Annotated in this window: 13 protein-coding genes; 5 read left to right on the forward strand and 8 right to left on the reverse strand. The window is 45.0% G+C overall.

Annotation, left to right across the window (positions count from 1 at the left end; genetic code table 11):
- Positions 1-63: 63 nt before the first annotated feature.
- The 8 genes from rpe to ispH form a co-directional block, all read right to left on the reverse strand.
- On the reverse strand, positions 64-753 hold the full coding sequence (gene rpe / locus I6E86_RS06470) for a ribulose-phosphate 3-epimerase (protein ID WP_194364739.1): 690 nt from the start codon (positions 751-753) through the stop codon (positions 64-66).
- Positions 754-812: 59 nt separating this feature from the next.
- Positions 813-1,061: a TIGR03643 family protein gene (locus I6E86_RS13830; RefSeq protein WP_320158526.1), complete on the reverse strand. Its 249-nt coding sequence runs from the start codon at positions 1,059-1,061 to the stop codon at positions 813-815.
- A 270-nt stretch (positions 1,062-1,331) separates the two neighbouring features.
- Positions 1,332-2,222 carry an S-formylglutathione hydrolase gene (gene fghA / locus I6E86_RS06480; protein WP_197176303.1) on the reverse strand — a complete coding sequence of 297 codons (891 nt, stop codon included), beginning with the start codon at positions 2,220-2,222 and terminating at the stop codon, positions 1,332-1,334.
- Positions 2,223-2,335: 113 nt separating this feature from the next.
- A complete protein-coding gene (locus tag I6E86_RS06485; protein ID WP_227680571.1) occupies positions 2,336-3,823 on the reverse strand; it encodes a C13 family peptidase in 1,488 nt (495 codons plus the stop codon).
- 311 nt (positions 3,824-4,134) lie between these two features.
- Positions 4,135-6,102 (reverse strand): molecular chaperone HtpG, encoded by a 1,968-nt coding sequence (htpG, locus tag I6E86_RS06490; RefSeq protein ID WP_197176305.1) that lies wholly within the window; start codon positions 6,100-6,102, stop codon positions 4,135-4,137.
- Between the two features lie 629 nt (positions 6,103-6,731).
- On the reverse strand, positions 6,732-7,547 hold the full coding sequence (locus I6E86_RS06495) for a thioesterase family protein (protein WP_197176307.1): 816 nt from the start codon (positions 7,545-7,547) through the stop codon (positions 6,732-6,734).
- Between the two features lie 27 nt (positions 7,548-7,574).
- Positions 7,575-7,820 (reverse strand): hypothetical protein, encoded by a 246-nt coding sequence (locus I6E86_RS06500; protein ID WP_194364732.1) that lies wholly within the window; start codon positions 7,818-7,820, stop codon positions 7,575-7,577.
- 25 nt (positions 7,821-7,845) lie between these two features.
- On the reverse strand, positions 7,846-8,802 hold the full coding sequence (ispH, locus tag I6E86_RS06505; RefSeq protein ID WP_197176309.1) for a 4-hydroxy-3-methylbut-2-enyl diphosphate reductase: 957 nt from the start codon (positions 8,800-8,802) through the stop codon (positions 7,846-7,848).
- Between the two features lie 396 nt (positions 8,803-9,198).
- Here ispH and gmk point away from each other — a divergent pair, with 396 nt between their 5' ends.
- From gmk to I6E86_RS06530, 5 genes are all read left to right on the forward strand, one after another.
- Positions 9,199-9,825, forward strand: coding sequence for a guanylate kinase (gmk, locus tag I6E86_RS06510; RefSeq protein WP_197176311.1), 627 nt, complete (start codon positions 9,199-9,201; stop codon positions 9,823-9,825).
- 163 nt (positions 9,826-9,988) lie between these two features.
- On the forward strand, positions 9,989-10,249 hold the full coding sequence (rpoZ, locus tag I6E86_RS06515) for a DNA-directed RNA polymerase subunit omega (protein WP_057761396.1): 261 nt from the start codon (positions 9,989-9,991) through the stop codon (positions 10,247-10,249).
- 358 nt (positions 10,250-10,607) lie between these two features.
- Positions 10,608-12,806 (forward strand): RelA/SpoT family protein, encoded by a 2,199-nt coding sequence (locus I6E86_RS06520; protein WP_197176313.1) that lies wholly within the window; start codon positions 10,608-10,610, stop codon positions 12,804-12,806.
- A 152-nt stretch (positions 12,807-12,958) separates the two neighbouring features.
- Positions 12,959-13,339: a RidA family protein gene (locus I6E86_RS06525; protein ID WP_010201437.1), complete on the forward strand. Its 381-nt coding sequence runs from the start codon at positions 12,959-12,961 to the stop codon at positions 13,337-13,339.
- Between the two features lie 122 nt (positions 13,340-13,461).
- On the forward strand, positions 13,462-15,750 hold the full coding sequence (locus I6E86_RS06530) for a primosomal protein N' (protein ID WP_197176315.1): 2,289 nt from the start codon (positions 13,462-13,464) through the stop codon (positions 15,748-15,750).
- Positions 15,751-15,924: the final 174 nt, after the last annotated feature.

The following is a 15,924-nucleotide window of genomic DNA, read 5'->3' on the forward strand; positions in this document are numbered from 1 at the left end:
AATAGCATTGGGGCTGTTTTGTTATTACACCATATGGCAGTGATTGACAGCTATTAGCAATTATTAACAGTTATTAGCCAATGCTAGCTCTGCACGCATGGCATCAATGGCCGCTTTATAATCTGGTTGGTTAAATATCGCAGAACCAGCAACGAACATATCAGCACCCGCTTCAGCAATGGCGCGGATGTTGCTGGCTTTGATACCGCCATCGACTTCTAATCTAATATCGCGGCCACTGGTAATGATACGCTGACGGACTTGGCGAACTTTATCTAAAGTACCCTCTATGAATGACTGGCCACCGTAGCCTGGGTTGACACTCATGAGTAGAATTTGATCCACTTTATCCATGACATAGTCTAGATAATGTAGCGGCGTCGCTGGGTTCAGTACTAGACCGCACTCTGCACCACCATCTTTGATCAGTTGAAGGGAGCGATCGATATGAGCGCTGGCCTCTGGATGAAAGGTAATGATACTCGCACCCGCTTCCAAAAACTGCTCAATCATACTATCAACAGGTGAGACCATTAGATGTACATCGATTGGCGCGTCAACCCCATAATCACGCAGCGCTTTACAAATCATGCTACCAAACGTCAAATTGGGTACGTAATGGTTGTCCATCACATCAAAATGAATCACATCGGCACCCGACTCTAATACTTTCTCAACTTCTTCGCCCAACCGCGCGAAATCAGCTGAAAGGATTGATGGTGCAATAAGATAAGGCTTAGCAGGACTGATCATAATTGAGCTACCTAATTCATGTTTATATAAAATATTGATAAATTAAAAATTTTGACTGACTAACGCTGCTTGTACTGGGTCTTACAATAGGCGCGACCTACCTCAAAGGAGCGCTTTGACTCGTGCTTGGTCGCACGATTGCTCACGCGCTGACGCCATAAGCGAAAAGACGATGGCTTTAGCGTCTGACGCATGAGCTTAATGACACTCGTCTCATCGAGACCGTAGCTATGCTCTATCGCACCAAATGGCGTTCTGTCTTCCCACGCCATCTCTATCACGCGCGATATTTGTGTCTCATCAAGCACTCTATCACCCGCATCGTCGAACGTTTTTGCAATAAACTCATCTGACTTGGGCTGAGGCAATGCGTCGCTGCTGCTAGCAGCATTATTACGCTGTTTGTCTTTTAGCGCTGCATCCATATCAGCTTGCATAGTCGCTTTTGTAGAACTAGTATCTGCTGACTTATTCTTTGAATTAGAAGCTGTCAAATCTTGATAACTTGCCATAAAAATCACCTTTTGAGCATGAAATAGGATATCGAAAACACGTATTACGGTTGTCTATTTAGCAGCTTAGCTCAATTGAGCCATGTGCCAATGATGTTCGATATGATCATTAATCACTGTTTGAATAAAGTAATAGCTGTGATCATGACCCGCCTGATAACGTAATGTTAGGGGCTGATTGGCTTTTGTACAAGCCTCTTGTAGTTTGGATGTCTGCAGCTGACCTTCTGCCAAGAAATTATCAGCGCCGCCTTGATCCACCAATATACTTGAGTACTGCTGGCCAACCTTTTCAATCATCTTTGAGGCGTCTGCTTGCGCCCATAGCGACTCATCATCACCGAAATACTCGGTATAAGCGGCTTGCCCCCATGCCGACTCACTGGCCGCACACACAGGCGATAACGCGGATACGCTGACGAATTTACTTGGGAATTTAAATCCAAGTAATAACGCACCATGACCACCCATCGAGTGCCCTGTGACACCAATGCTGTGGATAGGAAACTCCGAGCGCAATAAGTCATATAGCTCATCAACGATATAGCTTTGCATATTAAAATTATCCGACCAAGGTGCTTGGGTCGCATCGACGTAATAGCTGGCACCTTGACCAACAAAATAGCGATCGTCGTTTGGAAGATCGTTTTCTTCACTGCTGCGAGGCGAGGTATCAGGTGCGATCAATATCATGCCAAGCTCGCTACATTTTTGCTGGAAATGCGCCTTGTGAGTGACGTTGTCAGCGTTACAGGTCAAACCCGAAAGATATAATATCGCAGGACAGCGTCGCCCAGCCAATGCTTCATCAGGTAGATAAATACTAAACGTCATTGATGTCTTGGTCGATGTCGACTCATGACTATAATAATGCTGCTCGCCGTTAAAGCAGCGATTCACACTTTTTTGTGTAAGCTGTTTATTGGTAATCAAACTATGACTATAAGATGTATGCATGAATGATGTCCTCTTTATCCAAAATAAGATCAGCGGTTATTGATAGCTGTTACTGATAGTGTTTATTGATAGCTCTATTACCTAAAGCACTGCTTGTAAGACTCACATACATTCTATGGAGCAACTACCTCTATACTGTTTAGTGATACATCAGTCCTATTATCCGAATTGTCAGATGACGCATTGGTCGTAGAGACGCCATCGCTTGTGATACTGGCAACCGATGGACGGGCTTTGTCAAACAACACTTGCTCAAATGCAGGCAACGCTGTCTCCATTAAACTACCTACTGCCATTTGCGGCTCTGATGGCTCAAAGCCCATATACAGCTCACGCTCTTGTACTCGATATGACGCATCCTTAAATGCGGCCTCAAAGCTGGTGTTTTCACGTAGGCTTTCGGCAAAAAATGCTTGACCAAAATATGTCATCTCAGCGCTGTTGGTACAGCCAAATGAGGCTTTATCAGCAGCAGATGCGGTAATCACCACGGTGGTCGGCGATGCCAAATCGTCAATGAATGAGCCTGAATAGCAGGCAGAAACAACGATGACACGCCAGCGAATCCCCGAAGCATCAAGTGCTTCACGCAACCATGACGCCTCGATATTGTCCATCGCAAGCGGTGGATTTTCTAGCTGTACGATATCTTCATTGCCGTGGGAGGACAGTGTCAAAAACAACACGTCTTCATCAGGATTCATCTGCTGACCAATCTTCTTTAGGCCGCGCAAGATGCTGGTTTTGGTCGCAATCGGCTCATCTAGCCAGCTATAGGTATTATTAATCAATGACAGTGAATGCCCACTGGTGCCAAAGCGCACATCGAACAGCTCACGTACTTTATTAATCTCAGAACGAAAGACGTTTTGATCAGAAAACCCAGCCACGCCCATGAAGTACCAGTCGGTCTTGCCATCGATACTAGGGTCTATACTATTTAATGCTTGCTGCAATAAACGCGGCTGCTCGTATAATGCAGCTTCCTCTAAGACAGGCTCTACTGGTATTTGCTTAAATATCGGTTGATCAGCGACATTGCGTTGCCAGATAGTCAATAGTGCCACAGCACCAACCAATATAATAACGCGCTCCCACCATGGTATCCGTAGACGGCGCGAAAAAATCCATAATAGCGCCAGCGTTTGCCATAAGAACAATACCAAAAACAGTACTGGCAAAAACGAGTAACTCCACTCTGGTAACCACCCATAGCTACCAAAGAACTGCACCAAGCTCTGTAGTAGCGCTGATAATGTATCAGCCACTAGCCACAGCACAACAGGTACAAATACCAACGTTTGATTGCTGGCTCGCCGAGCCAAAATGATACCGCTCAATAAAATAATCATCGGCCAAATCAGATAACTGACCAGACCCTGCTCATTAAACATACTGCCCGTTTCAGCAGCCAACCAAGAAAACAAGACATTGCTACCGAGAGCCAATAGCGCAAATACGGCAAACTGTATAAAAGTGGGTTTGACCCAAGAAAAGGCACGTGTGGAGCCAACCAGCATCCATAAGGTTGCAATAATATTGGCAGCGAAATTGAGCGAAAAGCGCTGAAGTGACACGGTTTTTAACGACGTAAGTGACAAAGACTTAGACCTCTAGCCAGTCGAGAAAAATAAAATAACCCAATGATAACTGTCCTAATATAACCACCGTTTGCAGCAATCGACTTGTAATATTGTGCATGGCTTTATAGACATCTATTTATATTGAATTCACGATGGAATATTTATAGAAGACTACTAGCTACCCTTAATATTTTAGCGCGCTAATCTATCGCGATTGTAACGGATTGTCGGTTAAGAGGATAAGGCTGATTTGTAAAATTCGCTCAAAAATTCGAATAAAAAAAGGAGGTCTTGCGTACAAGACCTCCTCTTACATCAATTACCAAACATTATCTCATCAATAGCTCATTGACGCGTTTTAGGTAAGCGGCTGGATCTTCTAATTGACCGCCGTCTGCCAATAATGCTTGATCAAAAATCACTTGCGCCAAATCATCAAATTGCTCGCTAGTCTCAAGCTTTTTGATGAGCGGATGATCAGGGTTCACCTCTAACGTTGGCTTGCTCGCGGGCACATCCTGACCCATTTGCTGTAGCATCTGAATCATTTGTGGTGACAGCTCCCCTTCACCAACCACCAAGCAAGCTGGACTATCAACCAAACGTGTTGATACTTTGACATCTTTAGCACGCTCGCCAAGTGCCACTTTTAGCTTATCGACTATCGGCTTTAGCGTTGCTTGTGCTTTCTCTGCTTCCGCTTTTTCTGCTTCATCCTGCAAGTCGCCTAAATCTACAGCGCCTTTTGCGATGTTTTGTAGTGGCGTCTCATCAAATGAAGTTAAGAAGTTCATCGCCCACTCATCAACACGACCAGTCATCAAAATAACTTCGATGCCTTTTTTCTTGAATAGCTCAAGTTGTGGACTGTTTTTTGCCGCTGCTAGATTATCGGCAGTGAGATAATAGATGGCTTTTTGGCCTTCCTTCATACGTGCTTTATAGTCTTCAAAGCTGGTAACCAGTCCATCTTGTGTGCTGGTTGCATAGCGTAGTAGCTTGGCAATACGTTCTTTATTGCCCGCATCTTCGCCCACACCTTCTTTGATAACGTCACCAAACTCTGCATAGAACTGAGCAAATTTTTCTTGCTTGTCAGCGTCTTCGCTGTTGGCAAGACTAGCCAGCAACGTCAAGATACGGCGTGCGTTACCATCACGGATAGATTTTACATCACGTGACTCTTGTAATAGCTCACGGCTGACGTTGAGTGGCAAGTCGGCTGAGTCAATCACCCCTTTCACAAAACGCAGATACATCGGTAGCAATTGCTCCGCTTCATCCATAATAAAGACGCGCTTCACATACAGCTTTAGACCGTGCTGCTGATCGCGAGTATATAAGTCTACTGGTGCTTTTTTAGGGATGTATAGCAGCTGCGTGTACTGTACACGGCCCTCAACGCGGTTATGCGTCCAAGTCAGCGGCGCATCCATGTCATATGAGATATTTTTATAAAAGTCGACATACTCATCATCTTCAATCTCAGAGCCTGAGCGCGTCCACAAGGCACTGGCTTTATTGATGGTTTCCCACTCATCAGTCAGCACCATTTCACCGCCTACTGGCGCTTGTTCATCAGCATTGTCGTCTTCAGCTACGTCTTCCTGCCAGATTTCTTTACGCATCTGAATCGGCAAACTGATGTGATCTGAGTACTTATTGACCAATTGCTTGATTTTAGCGCGGTCTAGATAGCTGTCTTCGCCTTCAGAATACTCTTCTTTGAGATGCAAAGTGATGGCCGTGCCGCGCGTGGCTTTCGTGATAGGCTCAACGGTAAAGCTACCTGTGCCATCCGATACCCAGCGTACGCCTGTATCCGCAGGTTCGCCCGCTTTGCGTGATTCGACACTGATCGTGTCAGCCACGATAAAGCCTGAGTAAAAACCCACCCCAAACTGACCAATTAATTGGCCTTCTTGCTTTTGTGATTCAGACAATTTGTCCAAAAATGCTTTGGTGCCAGACTTAGCAATCGTTCCTAAGTTTTCGATGGCATCCGCTTCATTCATACCAATACCATTATCGGTAAAGGTAATGGTCTTAGCATCTTCATCGACGGCAATGCGAATTTTTAGCTCACCATCATCTTCATAAAGACTGTCATCATTGGTACCTTCAAAACGCAATTTATCACAAGCATCAGAGGCGTTAGATACTAGCTCACGGACAAAAATATCAGCATTAGAATATAGCGAATGCGTGACCAAATGCAGCAATTGCGCCACTTCTGCTTCAAACGTATGTTTTTTTAGTTCTGGATTCAGACCTTCAGCTTGAGTTGCTTCACTCATAAAAACTCCTTTAAATTCTATGAAAGACCTATTATCAGATAACGATACATTTGCCAAGACAGCCCTCTTAATATGAGAAGACTTGCCGGATGTAATATCGTTAAACTGTCTATACTAATAGGGGCAGCAAAGAAAATTTCAAGCGCAAAAGGGTTATTCCATAAAAAACACCGCCTTAGTTCGCTAAGGCGGTGTTTTTTGTGAGCCATATACTCACATAATCATTTAAAAAGGCATATAGTCAAGTCTATATAAATCCGCTACATCGTCATCCTCACTAAGCATACTAATGTATAACTTGCACTCGGTTTCCTTGTATCGAAATTATATTGAACTGACTATATTAAACTTTATTCTGAGTAAGCTTCTATCAATAAATCCCAAATGGTCGTCAACTTACTTGAAAAATGGCTGTCCGTTTTCATAGTAACTTTTGATTTCATAGTATTCTCCAATACATCAGCAAACTTCTAAATCAATCTACTTTATCTTGTTGATTACTATTAAACCCCATTACCAGTCATTCGTATAATTAATTAATTTAACCATATTGTTTTGTTTTGCAAAACAATATGGTTAACTCTGGTTCGTGCAACACCTAAATACTTATTGGTTATTGCAATTAATGGTTAGCGCGGCATCGGACGAATGGTGAGGATTTGCTCACTACGTCCAAAAGGCCCATACACATCGTGCAATACCGCACTGGTCAGCCCTATGCCATCATCACCGTATTGCTGTACTGCTTCAAGACCCAGCCAACGACCTTTTGGCGCGCGGTGCATGTGAATCTGCAAGTCCGTATTAGGGAACATCCACTCTAGTTTGGATAATCCCAGACCCAATCTTGGTACGACACCATTGGCAGTATCCACCATTCCCAGTAGATGCACGACGTCATCTGTTGGTACGCCTTCTATCATGTCGACATCATTGGTAATCCATACCATACCGCGGCCAGGGCGACGATCGGGTTCAGCCACCAGACGCACGCTTTTGATAAAACCGCCTGGCCAGCCTTTCATATCATCCCAGACAGGCAAGTCTTCAGGCTTGTGCTGTGCGGTTTGGTCTTCAAGACCTGCAATCTCACTCGTGTCTTGGGTCATCAGACGCCACGCTCTCGCAATAATCGCATCACGGCCACGGCTACTCATGACTGACTCAATAAGCTCAATGGTTTTGCCTGGACGAATACAGCGCGTGGTAATCGTAAAATCACCAAGCGGTATGAGCCCCAAGATATCCAAACTCACTCGTGCAATACGCATATTGGCTTGCGGGGCAAAACCACTTAGCTCAGCAGTCAGCAAACCGGTAGCTGGTGCCATGTGCTGCTCATGCTCATTCCAAGCACCCTGTGCATGAAAGGTTGGCTGGTAGTGCGCCACACTGACGCCCTCTGATGGCTGTTCGCGTTTGATAAACTTGTAATAAGCGGTCATGACTGTCCTATATGTTGTACGGTTTATTTATTGAGTCAGCTCGTGTTTTCTTAGCATGAGAATGGCACGAGTCTTTCTGATAAAAAATAATAACACAATCATGACCATGGTCAGTACGGCATACAAAGCCGTTTTGTCCGCCATAAACTTCATGATATTCATAATCAGTACAAATACCACGGCCACCGTCGCAAACATATTGAGCTTTAGCTGTGTATTAACCTCAGCGAGCGTGGCACTTGCCAATACAAATTTACTGTTTTGCTTTTTCATCCTAACCTGCTCATATAAATAGGTGTTATTTGCCCACTTGGGTCACTGGAATTCGCAGGGCTTTTGGTAGGCTAAATGTCACGTTTTCCTCAATACCTGACAGCTCACTTGGCAAATCCCCACCCCAGTCTTGCAGCTGTTGCAATACTTCTTGGATAAGCACTTCGGGGGCTGACGCGCCCGCCGTCACCCCAATACTCTGCACACCCTCAAACCAACTGCTGTTCATCTCACCGGCATTGTCAATTAAGTAGGCACGGCAGTCCATGCGCTCTGCTAGCTCACGCAAGCGGTTAGAGTTTGATGAATTTGGTGAGCCAACGACTAGCACAACCTCACAGCGACTGGCCAAATCTTTGACCGCATCTTGGCGGTTTTGGGTGGCATAGCAAATGTCGTCTTTGCGTGGGCCTTGGATACTAGGGAACTTTTCACGTAGCGCATCGATCACACGAGCGGTGTCATCCATCGATAAAGTAGTTTGAGTCACAAACGCCAAACGCTCAGCATCTTGCACACTCAATGCGGCCACATCACTCTCATCTTCGACCAGATGAATCTGCCCACCATGGCGACGATTAAAGCGCCCCATGGTGCCTTCTACTTCTGGATGTCCTGCATGTCCGATTAACACCGCATCCATGCCATCTTGTGCAAACTTAGCCACTTCGATATGTACTTTGGTCACCAAAGGACACGTAGCATCAAACACGGTCAAATCACGACGCTCAGCCTCATCTTCGACGGCTTTTGAGACGCCATGCGCGGAGAAGATAACAATAGAACCATCAGGTACTTCATGCAACTCCTCGACAAATACCGCACCGCGATTGGCCAAGTCTGACACCACAAACTTGTTATGTACGACTTCGTGACGGACATAAATAGGTGGCTCAAAACGTGTCAATGCTTCGTTAACAATCGCAATCGCGCGGTCTACACCAGCACAAAAACCGCGTGGATTGGCAAGATAAATTTGCATAAGAAGGCCTATCATTGGATAATTTATAGTTAACGCTTATTTTAAAAGCGTCAATTCAAATATTGAGATGAATTCATTCTGCTACTTTAGCATAATTTGCTTTTATTGCCCTTGAAAATAGCGACATGCTCAGCACAATCTTTAATAATTTTGCTACGAGCACGTGGCCTCATTTCAGAGACATTCATTTGAAAGCATCAATAAAAATACGCTAAATTGTCGTACAAAACCTGCTTCAACGTACATAGCAGTTTATAATGAGGCATCAATTATGATTTCTATCGCCATACATGATGGCATTTTTTCTTTTTTCCAGTTTTAGACAACCAAGACCACATCTTTTGGTGTTTTATTCGGACATACTTTACTAGCACATATCTTACTAGGACAGACTGTATGACAGGTTCATTATTTATTATCACTGCCGCCTCAGGTACGGGCAAAACCTCACTGGTTAAGCAACTGCTTGCTACCACCAACGACTTGACGGTCAGTGTGTCTCATACCACACGCACTCCGCGCCCTGGCGAGCTCGATGGTCATCATTATCATTTCACCGACGTGGATAGCTTCACTAAAGCCATCGACGAAAACAAGTTCCTAGAACATGCAGAAGTATTTGGCAACTATTATGGGACGTCAGAGCAAAGCGTGCGTACGCAGCTAGAGGCAGGCGTTGATGTCATCTTAGAGATTGATTGGCAAGGCGCGTTGCAAGTGAAAAAAATATTTACTGAAGCGACGATGGTTTTTATCTTGCCGCCTAGCCTCGCCACCTTACGTCAGCGCTTATCGACTCGTGCACAAGACAGCTTAGAAGTGATCGAGCAGCGTCTAGCAGGGTCAGTGAATGAGATGTCACAGTATGTGCATGCTGACTTTGTAATTATCAATGACAACTTTGAAGTGGCGCTGACTGAGCTAAAGGCGATTATCGTGGCAGATAGACAGACACTCGCTCGCCAGCAGCAGCGTTATCGTCGCACGATTAGTAACTTGCTAAATGATCAAGTAGAGGAGTAAACTGGACAATGTCGCTTATCTGATAAGTAGATATAAAAAGCAACTACGCGAGTTAGCAAAAAATGCTATAATATTTAGCTATCCCCCTTTATATTTTTGATATTATTTTTATTGAGTGGCGGGCAAAGTCCATCACTAATAAAAACAACCGAGGTAGCTATTTATGGCACGAGTGACGATTGAAGATTGTTTGGATAATGTTGATAATCGCTTTGAGCTAATTTTGGTCGCAAGCAAGCGCGCGCGTCAATTGGCAAAAGGCATTGCTGAGCCGTTGGTTGATGTTGATAACGACAAGCCTACCGTATTAGCACTACGTGAAATTGCCGCTGGCAAAATCACACGCGACATTCTAAATCAGCCAGAGCATAATTTTGCGACCAGCTCATTAGATTTAGCATTGTCAGGCGATCACAGCTTCTAAAAAGCTGTTTTGATAAGGTAAATTTTGTGCAGGCTATAGAGTGAACAATAGCTCTATAAAATGGACACAAGCCTTGATCGACCATAGAGACCACAGCATAAGCTGTGGTTTTTTGGTTGTGTCTGTATTGCATTGGCTATTACGGCAACCGCTTGCCGTACAATATAGCCCATTGTGTTAGAATTTTTATATTTTTATAGCGCACGCTCGCTTATCAGTTGACATTGACAACAATTTGCGATTAATTAGAGAATAGCCTATTTGTTTTTAGGTTTTGTCTGGTAGGCCAGCAGTCCGTCATCATTTACGTTGATAAATGATTAAGCTAAGTAGGTAGTGGAAACAGGATCATCACTTTATGAGTCAAACCTTACCCAAACTCAGTCATCACCTTGTCGATGATGCTCAATATAATCTGCTACGCTCGGTGGGCTATCTGACTGCTGCTGAACGCCGTGATATTGTTGATGCCTGTGAGTTCGGCGATATTGCGCATATCAAAGACAAGCGTAAGTCAGGGGAACCTTATATCACGCATCCGATTGCAGTTGCTGAGATACTGGCTGGCTTTCGCTTGGATCGAAACACTATTATCGCTGCCATTTTGCATGACACGGTCGAAGACACTGATGTCAGTGACGAGCAAATCGAGCAGCGCTATGGCAAAATCGTCGCAAGACTGGTCGATGGTGTGACCAAATTAAAATCTTCGGCACACAATAAACAGCAAAACAAAGCCGCTACTTTTCATAAGATTCTGACCGCCACACTGGCTGATCCGCGTGTCTTGATTATCAAACTGGCTGATCGCCTGCATAATATGTCGACGCTTGATGCGGTACGTCCTGAAAAACAGCGTACCACTGCTCAGGAGACCTTGGACTTTTATGTGCCCTTTGCCCGTCTCATGGGTCTGAACGATATCGCTGATTATATCGAAGTGCTTTGCTACCGCAACCTTGATTCTGAGATGTATAGCAAGCTATCTGATAAGTTGCTACAGCATGGACTTGGGCGCAACTTTCAAAGAGAGTCTATTCATCGTTATTTGAGCATTGTCCTTAATAATTTGGATCTCAATGGACTGGTCAAAGTCCTAGACAATCAGGTTGTTATCTATCGCCAGTTTTTTCGAAACCGCGGTGAAATAAACACCTTACTGCGCCATTATGCGTTTGAGATTGTCCTTGATAATATCGAGTCGTGTGACAAGCTTGCGTATTACCTGATTAAAAAGTATCAAATTGCTGATACGCACATCGCGGATAATATCCGCAGGCCACTGCCAGGTGGCAATCAATCACTGACGCTGATTTATGAGCGTGACAATGATGTTGTCAAAGTGACTATCTTGACCAAGCAAATGCAGAGTGCTGCGAGACTGGGTGTCATTGGTGCAGAACATGCCTCCGATGTCAGTCAATCCGTTATCCAAGCATCGCTACGTAATATGAAAGACTTGGTCGATGAAGACAATTTAAATCAGAATAACCCTGATTTTTCGGCAGCAGTTTCTACTATCAATGAGCTGATGGACTATCTGCACTCTAGCAAAATTATTTGTTATAGCCCAAAAGGTCGCGCTTATGAGCTACCACAAGGTGCCACAGCGTTAGACTTCGCTTATGCCGTTGGGCCTATGATTGGCAACGTCGCCGTCGGTGCCAATATCGATGACAAGCCTGCAAAGCTCGGTACAGTAGTCCAAAATGGCCAAACGGTCGAGATTGAGGTCAATAGCCATTCGGAACCAAAAGCGGAATGGTTAGGGTTTGTGGTCACCAATAAAGCGCGGGAAGAGATTTTGCGTTGGTTCAAAGACCTATCTGCTGCTGACAAACAGCATCATGGACGTCAAGCATTGGATCGGGCACTCAAAACCTATCAAAAAAGTCTCGATGTCTTAACAGACAGCGATTGGAAAGACCTGACCGAATGGCGCGGATTGACTGAAAAAGACGCGTTGTTTGAACAGATAAGCTCGGGCACACTCTTGCCGCAACTGGTCGTCACGCGATTATTTAATGATGAAGTCAGTGATCTAAATGCAAAAGTATATAGCGATGACATGACACAGCCGCAGCAGTTGATTGCCAATGCCTCTGGGGTTGAGCTTGATTTTGCCAATTGCTGTCATCCGATTTATGGTGATCCGATCGTTGGACATTTATCACGCCATGGTCTGGTCGTCCATCGACACAAATGCTTCTCGCTAGATGACATTCGTAAAGACAACCCTTATCAAGTTATCCAACTCCGCTGGCGTAGCGACAATGCTGTGAAGCAAGGTGATATCAGTGAGCTCGATATAAAAAACAGTGGTAAAATTCGCTTTCCAGCTTATCTTAAGCTGTCTATCGCGCTTAGCGACGAGCAAATCAGTGAGGTTATCTATCATTTACGCCAGTTGAATATGGGGGTAGAAACCGTCGATGTACGCAGCACGGATACCATTCTGCATATCATTGTCCGTAGCCGCAATCATTTGGCGCAAGGTATTCGTGAACTACGTTCATTGTTAGGGTTCCCTAACATCATACGGCTATATCAATTATAATATTGTCTGTCTAGCGAGATTAACTACAAGGTACTTACTTCGTCAGACCAAAATACATACTGTCGAGATATTGATATTCTCGGCAGTACTGATACCTATCATTGCTATCTTTCAGTAGCAAACCAACCAATAAAATACCAAAAGGACATCATATGACTCGTCAAACCATCCAAACGGATAAAGCACCTGCAGCAGTCGGTACTTACTCTCAAGCCGTTAAAGTCGGTAATACTGTTTATATTTCAGGTCAGCTAGGTTTTGATCCTGAGACCATGGAATTGAGAGAAGGATTTAAAGCACAAGCTGAGCAAGTATTTGAAAACATCAAAGCAATCTGTGAAGCCGCTGGTGGCAGTCTAAATGACGTGGTTAAGTTCAATGTGTCTTTGACTGACTTAAGTGATTTTGCGGTATTAAACGAAGTATTCGTTGCCAATTTGAGCGAGCCATACCCTGCCCGCGCTGCTGTACAAGTAGCTGCTCTCCCTAAAGGCGGTGTGGTCGAAATCGAGTCTATCCTATATATTGAATAAGACCGATAGTCAGTACTATTCTATAAGTCGATCCATCATAAGCTTAGCATCATGCTAAGCTTATTGCTCTCTACCCTTTTATTTTAAAACAAGATTACTCTAATAAACCTGTGAAGCCGTTTATGTTGGTACAAGTTGCCCTGCCTGTTCCCCTTTATCGAGTATTTGACTATAGCCTACCGGCCAATATGAAGGGTTTGCCAAATGCCTCACTACCACAGATTGGTAGCCGTGTTGAGGTTTCATTTGGTCGTCAGACATTGATTGGCATCGTAATCGCTCATGTCGATCAAAAAGACAGCAGCGTACCCATCAATAAAATAAAACCCATTAATACCTGTCTAGATGCTGAGCCTATACTAGAGCCTAGCATGCTAAAGCTTGCCTATTGGCTGGCGCGTTACTATCACTATCCGCTTGGTGATGTCTTATCCGTTATTCTGCCGAGCCTTGTTCGTCAAGGCAAACCATTAGACTTGCTGATTACGCATTGGCGCATTTTGCCTCATATCACTGATGATGATTTTCGTGCCAACGCAAAAAAGCAAAAGCAGCAGTTCGATATGCTAAAACTACATGGTCAGCATGGCGCGAGTGAAGATGTCCTGCTACTAGAAGGTATGCAGCGAACCTTCCTAAAGACGCTCGAAGACAAAGGTCTTATCGAGCGCTATATCGAACACAAACAAGCACCTGCTCCCGTTAAACTGGCAAAAATGCCACTTGATCTCAATGATGAGCAAAAGCTTGCTGTCGACGCGATTATTGCTGCACATGAATCCGATAATTATACTGGCTTTCTGCTAAATGGCATCACTGGCAGTGGCAAAACTGAGGTCTATCTGCAGGCGATGCAAGCGGTACTAGAAGCTGGCAAACAGGTGCTGATTTTGGTACCAGAGATTGGGCTGACACCGCAAACGCGTGCACGGTTCGCTAGTCGCTTCGCCGCCCATATTGTCTTATTACATTCTGGGATGACCAACACCCATCGCTTGCAAGGTTGGCAGGACTGCCGTACGGGACATGCTCAAATCGTTATTGGTACGCGCTCAGCGGTGCTATATCCCTTTGCTAATCTGGGACTCATCGTCGTGGATGAAGCCCATGATGGCTCGTATAAGCAGCAAGACACACTGCGTTACCATGCCGCTGATGTCGCACTTTATCGTGGCCTACAGTACAAAATCCCAGTCGTGCTGGGTACGGCAACGCCCTCTTTAGAACACTTAAAACTGGTCGATGATGGCAAGCTGGTAGAGTGTCAACTGCTGACTCGCCCCGGCAATGCCAAGCCTGCGCCCATGCAACTGATCGATGCGCGCTTGCAAAGCACTCACCAGCAAGCACAAGATGATGGTGCGCGCTACGATACAGGACTGACAGACGCCTTGATTGGGGCAATTAAGCAAACGCTAGAAGCAGGCGATCAGGTATTAATATTTTTGAATCGTCGTGGCTATGCGCCTGTCTTATTGTGCGAAGCGTGCGGCTGGCAGGCAGATTGCCCGCGCTGCGACGCTCATCTGACCGTCCACTACAACAGCGGATCTCAGCACAGCAACTATTCAGCCAACTCTTATTTGAAATGCCATCACTGCGATTGGCAAGCCTACATTCCTACCGTTTGCTCTGACTGCGGCAGTCAAAACTTAGATGCTAAGGGCATGGGAACCACAAGGCTCAGCGAAAACCTGCATGCCATCTTTGCCAATCCCCAAACCAGCAAAGAGCTCTACCCGATTATTCAAATCGACCGTGATACCACAAGGCGTAAACACAGCTGGGAGAATATCTATCAGCAAATTAACCGAGGCAATCCTGCCATATTGGTCGGCACACAAATGGTCGCTAAAGGTCATCATTTTCCCAATGTTACGTTGGTTTGCCTGCCCAATGCCGATCGCGGATTTTTATCAGCAGACTTTCGCTCACCAGAGCATACCGCGCAGCTCATGATTCAGGTAGCAGGCCGTGCAGGACGCGGTGACAAAGCTGGGCGCGTCTTAATCCAGACCCTGCAGCCTGATAACGAGCTGCTGTTAAAACTGGTCAAAGACGGTTATTTGTCATTTGCTCGCGAGCTGTTGCAAGAGCGCAAAATGATGGGTTTACCGCCTCATAGCCATGCGGCACTCATACGCTGTGAAGGCAAAACATTAGCAGCCACCACGCAAGCACTCAAAGATGCCATTGCTCATTTGCCAAATGCCCATAATCTCGCTGTCCTCGGTCCTATTGATGCACCAATGAGCAAGAAGAACAGCCGCTATCATGCCCAGCTATTGCTCTTAGCCAAAGACCGGCGGCAGCTGCACCATGTATTGAGTCAATGGTGGCAACCCGTTTTGGCCTTACCAAGTGCTAAGTATCTCAAACTGACCTTGGACATCGATCCTATCGGTTGGTAGCTCTGATATATAAATCGAATACATACATCAAATAGCCGATATCACCTGCATATTTACTTCGTCGTTACAGCGTATGATACTTGGCTATGTTAAATTTATAGCTGTAGCCAAATATTACATGATAAATCCCCTACACTTTTTTGAGTATTGGTTAATCAGCACATCAATCAGCAG

It is taken from the genome of Psychrobacter sp. SWN149, from assembly GCF_015864565.1.
GTDB lineage: Bacteria > Pseudomonadota > Gammaproteobacteria > Pseudomonadales > Moraxellaceae > Psychrobacter.

Coding starts and splice junctions, on each gene's coding strand:
- I6E86_RS06500 (WP_194364732.1), bottom strand. CDS start 7,820: ATGAAAAAGCAAAACAGTAAATTTGTATTGGCAAGTGCCACGCTCGCT.
- rpoZ (WP_057761396.1), top strand. CDS start 9,989: ATGGCACGAGTGACGATTGAAGATTGTTTGGATAATGTTGATAATCGC.
- fghA (WP_197176303.1), bottom strand. CDS start 2,222: ATGCATACATCTTATAGTCATAGTTTGATTACCAATAAACAGCTTACA.
- I6E86_RS06495 (WP_197176307.1), bottom strand. CDS start 7,547: ATGACCGCTTATTACAAGTTTATCAAACGCGAACAGCCATCAGAGGGC.
- htpG (WP_197176305.1), bottom strand. CDS start 6,102: ATGAGTGAAGCAACTCAAGCTGAAGGTCTGAATCCAGAACTAAAAAAA.
- gmk (WP_197176311.1), top strand. CDS start 9,199: ATGACAGGTTCATTATTTATTATCACTGCCGCCTCAGGTACGGGCAAA.
- I6E86_RS06530 (WP_197176315.1), top strand. CDS start 13,462: ATGTTGGTACAAGTTGCCCTGCCTGTTCCCCTTTATCGAGTATTTGAC.
- I6E86_RS06525 (WP_010201437.1), top strand. CDS start 12,959: ATGACTCGTCAAACCATCCAAACGGATAAAGCACCTGCAGCAGTCGGT.
- I6E86_RS06520 (WP_197176313.1), top strand. CDS start 10,608: ATGAGTCAAACCTTACCCAAACTCAGTCATCACCTTGTCGATGATGCT.
- rpe (WP_194364739.1), bottom strand. CDS start 753: ATGATCAGTCCTGCTAAGCCTTATCTTATTGCACCATCAATCCTTTCA.
- ispH (WP_197176309.1), bottom strand. CDS start 8,802: ATGCAAATTTATCTTGCCAATCCACGCGGTTTTTGTGCTGGTGTAGAC.